Source organism: Bradyrhizobium xenonodulans (genome assembly GCF_027594865.1).
Lineage (GTDB): Bacteria > Pseudomonadota > Alphaproteobacteria > Rhizobiales > Xanthobacteraceae > Bradyrhizobium > Bradyrhizobium xenonodulans.
Map to the genome: position 1 here is coordinate 1,523,081 of NZ_CP089391.1, position 13,148 is coordinate 1,536,228.

Sequence of the window (13,148 nt, forward strand, 5' to 3'; positions counted from 1 at the left end):
CCCCTAATCCTCGAAACGAAATCTGTAGGCGCCGCCGTGCCGGATCACGCGACCAGCAGTGGGCGCCGGAAAATGGCCGGTGAGCAGATAGCTTGGCGTGTCCGCAAGCTGTTCAAGCAGCGCCATGCGCGTGGCGACCGCAGCGGCCGGATCGACGTCGGCGGCGTTCGAGAGCCACGGCGCGGCGCACTGGATCGGATGATGGATCACGTCGCCCGACATCACCGCATGATCCTGGCCGCCATCGAGATGGATCTGCATGTTGCCGGCCGTGTGGCCGGGCGCCGGCGCAAAGCGCAAGGCGGCCTCACGGTCGTCAAACAGGCGATGGTCGGTCTCGACCAGTTCAGCGAGGCCGGCCGCGACCACCGGCAGCACGGAATCCTCGAACGAGCCGTGGTTCACCGGGCTCTTCGGCGCGGCATTGTGCGCGGCCTCGAAGTGGCGGTACTCCTCACGCCCCATCAGATAGCGCGCGTTGGAGAAGGTGGGTACCCAGCGGCCGTCGAGCAGGCGCGTATTCCAGCCGACATGATCGACATGCAGATGCGTGCACATCACGAAGTCGACCTCTTGGGGCGCAACGCCCAGCGCTTGCATGTTGTCGAGGTAGGGCTGGTTGAGATCGTTCCACATGGGCACGCGCGGCCGCTTCTTGTGATTGCCGCAGCAGGTGTCGACGATGGCGGTCCAGCGCGGCGTGCGCACCAGATAGGAGTGGTGGCTGAGGATGAAGCGGCCGGTCTCCGGCTCGATATAGCGGTGATCGAGCCAGCTGCGGTTCTCCGCGATCACCGCGTCGGTGACATTGGCGAACAGCCAGCTCTTGTCGAACGCGAGCGCCGGGATCTCGCTAACGAGATCGATCCGCATGCTGCCGATCTTCACCTGCCGCATGCTTTAGTTCTTCAGGAGGTCGCCGAACGGCACCCAGCGCGTGCCGTCGAAACGAATGAGCTGAAGGCTCGTCATCGGCGTATACCGCTCCGGCGAATTGTTCACCGCGGTGCCGTTGATCAGCATCGGCAGGCGTACGTCCTTCATCGTTGTCGCCTGCTTCATCACATTGGCGCGGGTGAGGTCGTTGCCGGAGGCCTTCAGCACCGTCACCAGCGTCTGCGCGATGGTGTAGCCATAGACGTTGAGCCAGTCGCTCTTGTTGGCGTCGGGCATGTACTTGTCCATGAACGCCAGCCATTCCCTGTACCCGGGATCGTCCTTGGACGCCGGGTCGGTCGCATCCTTCAGGTACTGGCTGGAGATCACGCCGGTGGAATTGTGCTTGCCGGCCGGCTCCAGCACGCCGCTGATCGAAGCCGAGACGTTGGAGATGATGATGACAGGCTTCCAGCCGATCTCGCCGATCTTGCGGATCGCCTGCGCCGCGAATTTCGGCGTCGCCGCGACCAGCACAATGTCTGCCCCGGCCGTCTTCAGTTGCAGGATCTGGGTGTCGACGGTCGGCGCCGAGGTCTCATAGGCGGCGCGCGCGACGATGGCTTCGCCGCTGCCGAGCCCTTCCTCCAGCGCCTTCAGATAATCCTTGCCGAGATCGTCGTTCTGGTAGAGCACGCCGATCTTCGCATTGGCGTGGCTCGCCCTGATGTATTTGGCGTAGGCGATCGCCTCGTCGCGATAGGTCGGCTGCCAGCCGACGGTCCACGGGAAATTCTTCGGATCGTCCCACTTCGCCGCGCCCGAGCCGAGGAAGAGCTGCGGCACCTTGCGGTCGTTGAGATATTTGTGCACGGCGCTGTTGGTCGGCGTGCCGACGCAGCCGAAGATCAGCAGCACTTCCTCGCTCTCGACCAGCCGCCGCGTCTGCTCGACCGTCTTCGGCGGGCTGTAGGCATCATCCGCGATGATCATCTGGATGCGGCGGCCGTTGATGCCGCCGTCGTCGTTCACCTTGCGGAAATAGGCTTCAGCGGATTTCGCGATCTGGGCGAAGGCCGACACCGGGCCGCTCAGCGGCGCGGTAGTGCCGATCCTGATGGTCCTGTCGTCGGCGCCGGGATCGTATTTCGCGGTTTGGGCAGAGGCGGTGCTGGCTGCAAGCAGCGGCAGCAGGATGCAGGCCGCAACCATGCGAAGGCGGGCAAAGCGCGCCATGAGGTCGTCTCCCCGAAATTGCTCTCCGCCTCTCGATGGTGCGGAGTTGAAACGCGAGACCGGCGCCCGCCTCGTAGCTTGCGGGCCGCGACCGTTGCCGCCAGGTTGGCGAAACGAACGATCGTTCGTGCGGTTGACTAGCGAACGATCGTTCGTTAGTCAAGTCACCATGGCTGTCCACACCTCCAGCGCGGCGGAAGCGGCTGCGCCCACGACCCGCGAGCGCATCCTCACCGAGGCGCTCGATCTGTTCGCGCAGAGCGGCTATGGCGGCGCCTCGATGCGCGAGCTCGCGCGCCGCGTCGGCATTCGCGAAAGCAGCCTCTACAATCATTTTCCCGGCAAGGCCGCGATCCTGGAAGCGATCGTCAGCGAGCACGGCCCGGCCAGTTCGGCGAGCCGGCTGGAAGAGCCGCGCTACAGGCAGCTGTCGCGCCAGCCCGCCGCGTTCTGCCGCCAGTTTGCGCTCGACCTCGTCGAGCAATGGTCCGACCCGCGCGAGCACCAATTCCAGAAGGTCATCACCGCCGAACGTAACCGCGTGCCCGGCATCCGCGCCAAGTTCGCCGACCATTTCTATGCGCGCGAGCAGAGCATGATGACGGACTATTTTCGCGGCTTTGCGCTCGCCGGCCTCGTCACGACGCCGGATCCGCGCGAGACGGCGCGGCTGTTCGCCGCCGGGCTGATCTATATCCGCCTCGAGCACTACGTGATGGGTGCGGCGCCTTCGCCGCGGCCGAAGGTGATCGAGGCAATCGACCGCTATCTTTCCTTCTTCCTGTCGCTGATCGCGGCGGGCACTGACGACCACAACAAGAAACGAAAAACCAAGGGAGAGAATCGTGGCAAGGCTGCCCCTGATTGATCCGGAGACCACGAGCGGCGACATCCGCGCCTCGTTCGACCGCATGCCGGTCAAGCTCAACATCTTCCGCATGATGGCCCACGCCGAGGCCAACATGATCCCGGCGATGCGGCTCGGCAATTCGATCCTGCACAAGCAGAAGCTCTCGGCCGTCAACCGCGAGCTTTTGATCTTGCAGGCGGCCCAGCTCGAAGGCGGCGCCTATGAATGGCGCCAGCACGTGCCGATCGCGCTCGGGGTCGGCTGCACGCAGGGACAAGTCGATGCGGTGGAGCGTTCGGACTACGACGCAGCCGCATTGAGCGAGTCCGAGCGCGCGCTGTTGAAGTTCGGTCGCGAGGTCGTCGAGAACGTCCGCGTGCCCGAAGCGATTTTCGCCGCTGCCCGCGCGCATTTCAGCGACCAGGAGATCGTCGAATCCATCGTCGCGCTGGGCTTCTACATGATGATGGCGCGCGTTACCGAGGCAACCGAAACCGATCTCGATCCCGCGGCCGGCATGAAGGTCTATGACGGCGGCAAGAAATAGGCGGACGCGATGACGGATACCGAGAGCAAGCCGGAACGTTACGTCCGCCCGCCGAGTGCGGAGACGATGGGCGAGGCGCCGGGCAGGGGCCGCCTGAAGGGGCGCCGCATCCTGATCGTCGGCGGCGGCCAACGCGTGTTCGACGCCGCCACCGATCCGATCGGCAATGGCCGCGCCATGAGCATCCTGTGCGCACGTGAGGGTGCGAAAGTCGCGGTCGCCGATCTCAACCACACCTCCGCACGGCAGACCGCCAGGCACATCACCGACGAGGGTGGCGAGGGCTTTGCCATCACCGCCGACGTCACGTCGGAGGCCGAGGTCCAGCGCATGATCGAGGAAGCCCACCGTGCGATGGGCGGGCTCGACGGCATGGTGCTGAACATCGGCACCTTCGGCAAGACCGGGCTCGACAATGTCAGCCCCGAGGAGTGGAACAGGATCTACGACGTCAATGTCCGCGGCCCGATGCTGTGCTGCCGCGCGGCGATGCCGAAATTCGACGATGGCGGTGCCATCGTCTTCATCTCCTCGATCGCCGCGCTGAAGGCGGGATCGCAGATGGCGGTGTATGATTCCTCGAAAGCCGCGCTCGGCGGTCTCATGCGCAACATCGCCCATCTCGGCGCGCGCCGCGGCATCCGCGCCAACCTCGTCTATCCCGGCCTCGTCGACACCCCCAACGGCCGCGAAGCCGGCGCCGGCCGCCCCAACCGCGGCAAGGGCCACGTTCCGTTCGGCCGCCAGGCCACGGCATGGGAGATCGCCTATGCCGTCCTGTTCTTCCTCTCGGACGAAAGCGTCTACGTCACCGCGCAGACGCTCGCGGTCGATAGCGGTTTGAGCGGGATGTAAAGCGCCTATCGCGCGTGCGATCGGGCGCGGCAGAGCAGATGGTCGAGCGAGATGGTCCCGGGTCCGTAAGCCATGATGCCGAGCGCCATCGCCGCCCAGGTGAGGTGGATCGGCCAGCCGTCCGGCACGGTGAGCTCGACGATCAGCGTCATGAACAACAATCCGAGCCCTGCGAACCGTGTGCCGAGGCCCAGCACCAGCAGGATCGGAAACATGATCTCGCCGCAGCCCGACAGGAACGCCATCACCATCGGCGCCGGAAAGTGATAGGGCCCGCCCGGCAAATGCAGCATGAACTCGTCGCTGAACAGCGTCACCGCGGTGTCGTTGAGCCGCAGGAAGCCGCCCCATTTCAGCATGCCCGAGCGCCAGAACGGCACGGCCAGCGCGACGCGCAGCACGAGCTGGACGAGCGATGGAGCCGCGATCGTCTGCACCAGCTGATTGGCCCTGTCGACGAGCCGCCAGAGAGACGGCAGGCCGCCGTCCGTCGCCATGCGTTGGTCCGTGATCATCATGCGTCTCCAGGAGCAAGCGAGGTGAATGCGCCGGCCTCGATCAGGCCGGCGATGTTCGAGGCGATGTCGAATTCGGGCGATGCCTCCAGGGCGGCACTGGCAGCCTCGCCAAGCGACTGGCCGGACGCGAGGCTGGCGGCAAAGACGGCGCCGCCGGGTGGAAGGTGCCGGACCGCAACGTCGAATTCGGGTCGCGTGATCAGCGCATCCTCCGGCGTGGATGCGTCGATGCGCGCCGCGGGTGCGTTGTCGCGGTTGGCGGCGAAGATCATCACGGCCGCAAACGACGAGCGCACGATCCGCATCGCCGGGTGCGGGATGAAGACGGTGTCCGCCAGTCGATCAGGGGCAATTGCGGACAGCCGGGCCGTGGACAGCGGCACGGCGTCGCGCGCGTGATAGGCGTCGAGCCAGGCCCGCTCGATGCGGGCGACGTCGGCGAGCCAGGGCATGGTCTGCGCGTGCTCGTACCCGGCGATGAAATCCGGAAAGGCGCGGCCATACTCGAATAGCAGCGGCGAGGTCGGCGGGCTGCTGCGCACGTGGAAACGCGCCATGGCGCGGAAGAAGTCGGGCCCGGTGATGCGCTGCACCGCCGGATAGATTGCGGCGAGCGCCTCGATCAGGCTCACGGTGACATTGTTGCGGTAGACGGCGTAGCGCTTACCGGCCGCCTTGCCGTTCGGACCGGTTACGATTGCGGGGGCCGTCTGCGCCGGGTCGAGCAGTGCCGGCGCGAAGACTGCGGCAAAGGACAGGTCCTGCTCAGGCAGCATGACGACCTCCCGTCAGCGTCGCCTGGCCGTAACGATCAAGGATCGCTTGCGCGGCTGAAGCTTCCGCTTGCAGGATTGGCCAGTCCGGAATCTTGCTGTCCCATTCGATCAGCGTCGGCACGCCGCCACGGCGCTGGATGACGATCTCGTAGAGTTTCCATACGGCGTCCGCGACCGGTCCGTCATGGCTGTCGATCAGCAGCGGGGCGCCTTCGTCGTCAGTCTGCTCGGCATGGCCGGCGAGGTGGATTTCCCCGACGCGGGCGAGCGGAAAGTCGGCGAGATAGTCGAGGGCCGAGAACCCGTGATTGGCTGCCGACACGAACACATTGTTGACGTCGAGCAGAAGCCCGCAGCCGGTGCGCTCGGCAACAGCGCGGATGAAGTCGGTCTCGCTCATCGAGGACTCGCGAAACGCGACATAGGTCGATGGATTTTCCAGCAGCAGCGGTCGGCGGATCGCCTCCTGCACCTGGTCGATGTGATCGCAGACAGAGGCCAGGGTCGCTTCCGTATAGGGCAGCGGCAGCAGATCGTTGAAGAAGCTGGTCTCGTGCGTCGACCAGGCGAGATGCTCGGAGACCAGCGCCGGCTGGTAGCGTGCGACGAGGCCGCGAAATCGGGCCAGATGCGCCTTGTCGAGTGGCTGCGGGCCGCCGATCGACATGCACACGCCGTGCAGCGACAGCGGATGATCGCGGCGGATTGCCTCCAGCGCCCGATGCGGCGGCCCGCCCGCGCCCATGTAGTTCTCGGCGTGGACCTCGAAGAAGCCGCGTTGCCGGCCCGCGCTCAGGATCGCCTGAAGGTGCTCCGGCTTGAAGCTCGTCCCGGCAACGCCGCCGATCGGGGTGGAATAGCGGAGCGGTACCGCAGACATGTCGGGCGCGATTGCCGTCGTCATGGTGTCTCTCCGCTGTTCCCTGTTGTCGTGGTTGCGACGCCGCGCGTCAGACCGGCTTGAGCGAGCCCTTCTTGCCGCCCGGCAGGTCGATGCTGGTGCAGGTGCCGCCCTGGACGAATTTCCAGGCGTTGCCCTGGAAGTCCGTGGTCGAGGTGCCCTGGCAGGTCGTGCCCGGTCCCGCCGCGCAATCGTTCTGGCCCTTCAGCGCGACGCCGAAGCATTTTTCCTTCTTGGCGGCGACGGCGGCCTCGGCCTCGGCCTTGGTCAGCGGGCCGGCGGCGGCAAGCGTAGCGAGCGCGGTCGACATCGCGCCGGCGAGAACGATCGAAGTGACGACATGCTTGGCAGACATCAGGTTTCTCCTCTTGAGATGGCATCGCTTGGCAAGCGAGCAGTGCATTGTCCCGTTCGTCCCGCTCACAACCCGCGTTACCGTCGAGCCGCTCACGAGTCCGTGAGACCGTGGGTGAGTGCGCACATTCTGTGCGCCCGGGCCGGGATTAGCGGGCAAGCGGCCGGTCAAATCCAATGCCTTGAGGCTATCGAGGCGTTAGCGGGAGGGCATTGGCGGCGGCCGATCCGGCCTGCCAGAGGTAACGAACGGCAGAAGCGCGCGTAAATGTCAGGACCGGTGCCTGGCGCGGAGGGCGGAAACAGCGATGAACGTCGATCCCGGACGGCAGTTTCGCGAGCTTGCCAGGCTGACGGTCAGCATCCGCCTCGCCGTTTCGGCGCTGGTCCTGACCGCGATCCTGCTGACCGCGGCGCTCTCCAGCCTGTTGTGGTGGCGCACGGCGGAGGCGACCAGCCGGCAGCTGGCCTCGACCATCAACGAGCAGATCGTGGCGGCGGTGCGCAAGGAGGTCTCGGCCATCGTCGACGAGGCCCGCGCCGCGCACACCGCGATCCGCACACTGTTCCTTCAGAACGTGCTCGACACCCGCGAGGCCGACAAGCGGGAGTTCGTGTTCCTGTCGCAATTGCAGTCGCAGGCCACGATCTCATGGGTCGCTTTCGGTTGGCCCGACGGCTCCTTCTTCGCCGCCCACAAGCTCGGCGACCGCCGCATGGAGATGATGGAGATCTCGCTGACCGATCATGTCGGCCAGCGCCGCGTCGATGAATATGACGTGGTGCCCGGCGATATCGAATTCGCCAATCGCCGCTTCGAGCCGACCGATTTTCGCGTCGCCGACCGCATTTGGTTCAAGACCGGCCTGGCGGCCGAAGAGGCGCAATGGTTCAGGGTCGTGGACCACCCGACCGGGGATCGGCCGTCGATCGCCTTTGCCGGCCCGATCGACGTCTATCAGGAGCGCCAGGGCGTGCTGGCGATCATGATCGAATATACGCGGCTTGCCCGGTTCCTGTCTCAGCTCGAGGTCGGTCGCACGGGCACGGCTTTCATCATTGACGACAGCGGCGAGCTGGTCGCCGCGCCCGACAAGGATGCCGACGAGCTGCATGTGGCGAAGGGCGATACCACGCTGTTGCCGCTGGCGCGGGTGGCGCTGGCGAAGGCGGGTAACGACGGCCGCAAGGAAGCGTCGCGAAGCCGGCTGACATCGGGCGGTGCCGCCTATGAGGTCGCGCTCACACCATTGCCATTTCCCGGCTGGTCGCTTGCCACGGTGATCCCCGAAGCCGAGTTCCTCGGTCCGGTCGAGACGACGCTGCATCGTCTGATCCTCGGCCTTGCCCTCGGCGCCGTGCTCGCGGCATTGGCCTCGGCGATGCTGGCGCGTTCCGTCATCGCCGCGCCGCTGTCGCGCGTCGTCGGCGAGCTCCGCCACGTCGAAGCCTTCGCGCTGGAGCAGGTGCGCCGCCATCCGTCGCGCCTCAAGGAGATCGCGAGCCTGTCCGGCGCGATCGCCGAGATGGCGGCCGGCCTTTCCGCATTCCGCAAATTCATCCCGGCCGATCTCGTCCGCGGCCTGCTGCGCCAGGGCGTCGAGGCGAAGCCGGGCGGCAGCATCCAGGAGCTGAGCGTAATGTTCATCGACATCGCCGGCTTCACCGGATTGTCCGAACGGCTCGGCGACCGCGTGGTGCCGCTGCTGTCGCGCTATCTCGACCTCGCCTCGGAGGCCGTCGTTGCCAGTGGCGGCACCATCGACAAGTTCATCGGCGATGCCGTGATGGCGTTCTGGGGCGCCCCGCAGCCGCAAGCCGATCACGCGCTGCGCTGCTGCCGTGCGGCGCTCGGTTGCCGCCGGGCGATCGCGCAATCCGGTCTCGCCGACGATCTCGGCCAGCCGCTCCAGATCCGGATCGGCATCAATTCCGGCCGCATGCTGGTCGGCAATATCGGCTCGGAGCTGCGGCTCAACTACACCGTGATCGGCGACGCCGTGAACGTCGCAAGCCGCCTGGAGGGCGCCAACAAGTCCTACGGCACGCAGATCCTGATCGGCGAGGCGACCGAACGGCTGGCGCGCGGCACCATCGTCACGCGCGAGATCGACAGCATCGCCGTGTACGGGCGCGAGGAGGGCTTTCCGGTCTTTGAGCTGATTGCGCTTGCCGGAGAGGCCGAGGCTGCGGCTGGTTGGATCGCGCGCTACGAGCAGGGGCTCGCCAACTATCGCGCGCGCCGGTTTGCCGCCGCGCTCACCGATTTCGAAGCCGTGCTGATCGAGCGCGGTCAGGATCGTCCGGCCGAGCTCATGCGCGATCGCTGCCGGCAATTTTGCACAGCCCCGCCCGACGCGGAATGGCGACCGATCGTGGCGCTGACGTCGAAATAGGCTCGAGGCGGATGGAGGTAGCCGCAGCGCAAGCATCAAATCCTGCCGCGCGGGCTCAGAGATTCACATTGCGCGCGCTAGCCATTCCCCCTAATAGAATTGTACAAATGACCAAATAGCATGGTCGCGCGCCGAATCGCGCAGGCCGGGGACGGGAAGCGCAGCATGCCGCAGGCGGATGGTTTTGGTTTGGCGGGTGTCATCGGCCTGCCGGTCGCGCATTCGCGCTCGCCGGTTATTCACAATTACTGGCTGAAGGCGCACGGCATCCGCGGCACTTATGTGCCGCTCGCGGTGAAGCCGGAGAGGCTGGAGGATGCGCTTGGTGGCCTCGTCGCGCTGGGCTTTCGCGGCTGCAACGTCACCATGCCGCACAAGCAGACGGCAATGCCGTTGCTGACCCGCGTCAATGAAACGGCAAAACGCATCGGCGCCGTCAACACCATCGTCGTCGAGGAAGACGGCACGCTCTCCGGCTTCAACAACGACGGCAACGGCTTTGTGCAGAGCCTGCGCGATGCGAAGCCCGATTGGCGCGGCGACGCCGGCCCGATCCTGCTGCTGGGCGCGGGCGGCGCCTCGCGCGCCGTGGTCGTGGCGCTGCTGGAGAACGGCGCGCGCGAGATCCGCATCGCCAACCGCACGCCCGAGAAGGCGCAGGCGCTTGCAAAGGACTTCGGCTCCGCCATCAGCACCGTTGCGTGGGATGATCGTGGCGCTGCGCTCGGTGATGTCGCGCTTCTCGTCAACTGTACCGATCGCGGAATGGTCGGCAAGGATGCGCTTCAGATCGATCTGTCGCGGCTGAGCCCCGCGACGCTCACCGCCGATCTCATCTATACGCCGCTGGAGACGCCGTTCCTGGCCGAAGCCCGCGCGCGCGGCTGCACCACCGTGACCGGTCTCGGCCTGTTGCTCAATCAGGCCCGGCTCGCCTTCAAGGCCTGGTTCGGTGTCATGCCCGACGTGACGCCCGAGTTGATCAAGGCCATCGAGGCGACGTTCTGATTCACGCCGGGGAGTTTTGCGCCATGACATTGCCGGCGTCCCCCAGGATCGATTGCCACATCCACGCCATCGATCCCGTCCGCTTTCCTTATCGAGCTGACACGCCGTACCGGCCGAGCGGGCAGGAGATTGCGCCGGCGGCGCAGTTGATCCGCGTGTTCGATGCCTTCGACGTCAGGCACGCGCTCGTCGTCGCCACCAACACCGGTTACGGCAGCGATAGCCGCATCCTGCTCGACACCCTGAGTCAGGGCGGCGGCCGCTTCAAGGGCGTCGCCGTGGTCGAGAACGACGTCGACATCAACGAGCTGGAACGATTGAAAGCTGCCGGCATCATCGGCGTCGCCTTCAACGTGCCCTTCCACGGCGCCGATTATTATCGCCACACCGCGCCGCTGCTGGAGAAGCTGACGAGCCTCGGCCTGTTTCTCCAGATCCAGGTCGAGCAGGACCAGTTGCTCGACCTGCTGCCGCTGATCGAAAAGTCGAATGTGCGCCTTGTTTTCGACCATTGCGGCCGGCCGTCGGTTGCGCAGGGGCTGAATGGCAAGGCGTTCCAGGCGCTGCTCGCCATCGGGCGTGAGCGCGACGCGCATGTCAAGCTCTCCGGCTATTACAAATTCTCGCAAGCGCCGCATCCCTACGAAGACACCTGGCCGTTCATCGCCGCGCTGGTCGAAGCCTTCACGCTGGATCGCTGCGTCTGGGGCTCGGACTATCCGTTCCTGCGCGCAGCCGAACGGCTCGATTACGGGCCGTTGCTCGCGGTGCTGACAAAACTGTTTCCGGACACGAGCGACCAGCACCGCCTGCTCTGGCGAACGCCCGCAAGGCTGCTCGGCTTCGACGATTCGACAGACCGATCATAAAAAGAAAGCAAAGGGGAGGAGGACATCATGAGGCATCTTGCAGGGGTACTCGGCATGGCCGTCGCGGCATCGCTGTTATCAGGTGCAGCCGGCGCGCAGAGCACGGTCTACATTCCCGACGTCATCGAGCTCTCCGGCCCCGGTGCGGTCTCGGGCACCAATTGGCGCGACGGCGTTGCGCTCGCGGTCGACGAGATCAACAATGCCGGCGGCATTCTCGGTCGCAAGATCCAGACCGAGCATCTGGACACCCAGAGCAATCCCGGCATCTCGCGCGCGCAGGTCCAGAAGGTTTTGGACAAGGATCCCTATGTGGTGCTCGGTCCGATCTATTCCGGCTCGGTCAAGGTCAACATGGCGCTGACGCAACAAGCCGAGATCCCGCAGATCGTCGGCGCCGAGGCCGCCGACATCACCACGCAAGGCAATCCCTTTGTGTTCCGCACCGCCTTCGGCCAGCAATTCTCGATGCCGAAGATCGCCAACTATCTGCACGACAAGCTCAAGGTGAAGAACGTTGCGGTTCTCTGGGTCAACAATGATTTCGGCAAGGGCGGCCACGACAATTTCGTCAAGGAGATGAAAACTCGCAGCATCGATGTCGCGGCCGATATCTCCACCGAGCAGGGCCAGGTCGATTTCGGCTCCGACGTGATCAAGCTCAAGGGCGCCAAGGCCGACGCCGTCTTCGTCTACACCAACGAGGAGGAGAGTGCCCGCTTCCTGATCGAGGCCAAGCGGCAGGGCCTGTCGACGCCGCTGTTCGGCGAGACCACGCTGCTCAGCCAGAAGGTGGTCGAGCTCGCCGGTCCCGCCGCCAACGGCGTGCGCGGCCATGTCGGCCTGTCCGCCGATGCGCCGGTGCCAGCAATCGAGGAGTTCGCCAAAAAGTTCAGCGAGCGCTTCAAATACCGCCCCGACCATAACGGCATCAAGGGCTATACCGCGGTTTATCTCGTCAAATACGTCACCGAGAAGATCGGAAAGTTCGACAGCAAGGCGTTTGGTGCGGCCATGAAGGGCCTGACCCTGACGCCTGACAAGGCCCCTGGCATGCTGATGGAGGCAAGCTGGGACCAGAACGGCGACATCGACCGCGCCAGCTTTCTGGCCGAGATCATCGATGGCAAGCAGAAGATCGTCGAGACGCTGCCGAAGCTGAAGGGCGGCAAGGAGTGAGGGCTGCGTAGCCCGGATGGAGCGAAAGCGTCATCCGGGATTCGCGCCTATGGAAACACCGTCCCGATTTGCGCTATGTGCTACGAGTTGCACACATGCACTTCCGGACGGCTCCAGGCATGAAAACCACGCTGCTCAAATCCGAGGACTACACCCGCTCGCCCTGGAAGAACGGCGGCGGCATTTTCACCGATATCGCGGATGCGCATCGGGCAGGCAGCCCGGCGAAGGATTGGGATAGCCTGCTCTGGCGCTTCGCCGCGACGCCGATCGTGGCGCCCGGTCCGTTCTCCTTCATGCCGGGTATCGACCGCTTGCAGATGGTCGTCGGCGGACGCGGCCTGGTGCTGAAAGCCCCGGGACAGGACTTCGACGAACGTGAACCTTTTACGACGGTGCGCTTCACCGGCGAGCTCGAGATCGTGACCGCGCTCGAGGCGGGTCCCGTCGAGGTCGTGAACCTGATGGCGCGGCGCGGTGCGGCGGAGATCGAGCTTCTGGCGCTCCGGGAGCCCGGCGAGCGGGAGCTGTCCGCAGGCACGCATCTGGTCTACGCGGCGTGCGGCGAATGCCGCATCCGCGTCGACGACGAGGATTTTGCGATCCCCGGCGAGGGCACGCTGAAAGTCGAGCTCACCGCGGCCTCGAAGCTCGCGCTGGTGTCGGGTCTGGCGGTGCTGGGATCGATTCGGCTCACGGGCTAGCCCCCGCTCATCCTGCGCACAATCCGGGCAACTGGCCAGGTTGACGTCGCGCGGCCGGGGCACGATATCTGCCCTGATG

The 13,148-nt window shown here is 65.6% G+C and carries 14 protein-coding genes; 8 read left to right on the top strand and 6 right to left on the bottom strand.

Annotated features, from left to right (window positions below):
• Positions 1–3 precede the first annotated feature (3 nt).
• Together I3J27_RS07210 and I3J27_RS07215 are read right to left on the bottom strand one after the other, a co-directional pair.
• Positions 4–897, bottom strand: a complete 894-nt coding sequence (locus tag I3J27_RS07210; RefSeq protein WP_270167021.1) for an MBL fold metallo-hydrolase — start codon at positions 895–897, stop codon at positions 4–6.
• Between the two features lie 3 nt (positions 898–900).
• Positions 901–2,112: an ABC transporter substrate-binding protein gene (locus I3J27_RS07215; RefSeq protein ID WP_270167023.1), complete on the bottom strand. Its 1,212-nt coding sequence runs from the start codon at positions 2,110–2,112 to the stop codon at positions 901–903.
• Between the two features lie 169 nt (positions 2,113–2,281).
• Between I3J27_RS07215 and I3J27_RS07220 the strand changes: the two genes are divergently transcribed.
• From I3J27_RS07220 to I3J27_RS07230, 3 genes are read left to right on the top strand one after another with little or no spacing between them, the layout of a single operon-like run.
• Positions 2,282–2,980: a TetR/AcrR family transcriptional regulator gene (locus I3J27_RS07220; protein WP_270167031.1), complete on the top strand. Its 699-nt coding sequence runs from the start codon at positions 2,282–2,284 to the stop codon at positions 2,978–2,980.
• On the top strand, positions 2,958–3,509 hold the full coding sequence (locus tag I3J27_RS07225) for a carboxymuconolactone decarboxylase family protein (protein ID WP_270167033.1): 552 nt from the start codon (positions 2,958–2,960) through the stop codon (positions 3,507–3,509). Before I3J27_RS07220 ends, I3J27_RS07225 begins: the two co-directional genes overlap by 23 nt.
• 9 nt (positions 3,510–3,518) lie before the next feature.
• Positions 3,519–4,364, top strand: coding sequence for an SDR family NAD(P)-dependent oxidoreductase (locus tag I3J27_RS07230; protein WP_270167047.1), 846 nt, complete (start codon positions 3,519–3,521; stop codon positions 4,362–4,364).
• A gap of 5 nt (positions 4,365–4,369) precedes the next feature.
• Here the strand turns inward: I3J27_RS07230 and I3J27_RS07235 are convergent, their stop codons facing one another.
• The 4 genes from I3J27_RS07235 to I3J27_RS07250 are packed head-to-tail and all read right to left on the bottom strand — an operon-like array spanning position 4,370 to position 6,914.
• The gene (locus I3J27_RS07235; protein WP_270172608.1) at positions 4,370–4,879 is read right to left on the bottom strand and encodes a DoxX family protein; all 510 of its coding nucleotides are present in this window, start codon (positions 4,877–4,879) and stop codon (positions 4,370–4,372) included.
• Positions 4,879–5,658 (bottom strand): HvfC/BufC N-terminal domain-containing protein, encoded by a 780-nt coding sequence (locus I3J27_RS07240; RefSeq protein WP_270167049.1) that lies wholly within the window; start codon positions 5,656–5,658, stop codon positions 4,879–4,881. The genes I3J27_RS07235 and I3J27_RS07240 overlap by 1 nt, the downstream gene beginning before the upstream one ends.
• Positions 5,648–6,562, bottom strand: a complete 915-nt coding sequence (gene bufB, locus I3J27_RS07245) for an MNIO family bufferin maturase (RefSeq protein WP_270167056.1) — start codon at positions 6,560–6,562, stop codon at positions 5,648–5,650. Before bufB ends, I3J27_RS07240 begins: the two co-directional genes overlap by 11 nt.
• A 46-nt stretch (positions 6,563–6,608) precedes the next feature.
• Positions 6,609–6,914 (bottom strand): BufA1 family periplasmic bufferin-type metallophore, encoded by a 306-nt coding sequence (locus I3J27_RS07250; RefSeq protein WP_270167058.1) that lies wholly within the window; start codon positions 6,912–6,914, stop codon positions 6,609–6,611.
• A 307-nt stretch (positions 6,915–7,221) separates the two neighbouring features.
• On the opposite strand from I3J27_RS07250, the gene I3J27_RS07255 reads away from it, so the two are divergent.
• The 5 genes from I3J27_RS07255 to I3J27_RS07275 all read left to right on the top strand — a co-directional run bounded on the left by I3J27_RS07255 (position 7,222) and on the right by I3J27_RS07275 (position 13,069).
• Positions 7,222–9,309, top strand: a complete 2,088-nt coding sequence (locus tag I3J27_RS07255) for an adenylate/guanylate cyclase domain-containing protein (protein WP_270167060.1) — start codon at positions 7,222–7,224, stop codon at positions 9,307–9,309.
• A gap of 165 nt (positions 9,310–9,474) precedes the next feature.
• Positions 9,475–10,317, top strand: coding sequence for a shikimate dehydrogenase (locus I3J27_RS07260; protein WP_270167062.1), 843 nt, complete (start codon positions 9,475–9,477; stop codon positions 10,315–10,317).
• Positions 10,318–10,340: 23 nt separating this feature from the next.
• Positions 10,341–11,186: an amidohydrolase family protein gene (locus tag I3J27_RS07265; RefSeq protein ID WP_270167064.1), complete on the top strand. Its 846-nt coding sequence runs from the start codon at positions 10,341–10,343 to the stop codon at positions 11,184–11,186.
• A 27-nt stretch (positions 11,187–11,213) separates the two neighbouring features.
• Positions 11,214–12,365 carry an ABC transporter substrate-binding protein gene (locus I3J27_RS07270; RefSeq protein ID WP_270167068.1) on the top strand — a complete coding sequence of 384 codons (1,152 nt, stop codon included), beginning with the start codon at positions 11,214–11,216 and terminating at the stop codon, positions 12,363–12,365.
• Between the two features lie 119 nt (positions 12,366–12,484).
• Complete coding sequence (locus I3J27_RS07275; RefSeq protein WP_270167070.1) at positions 12,485–13,069, top strand: HutD/Ves family protein; 585 nt, start codon at positions 12,485–12,487, stop codon at positions 13,067–13,069.
• Positions 13,070–13,148 lie beyond the last annotated feature (79 nt).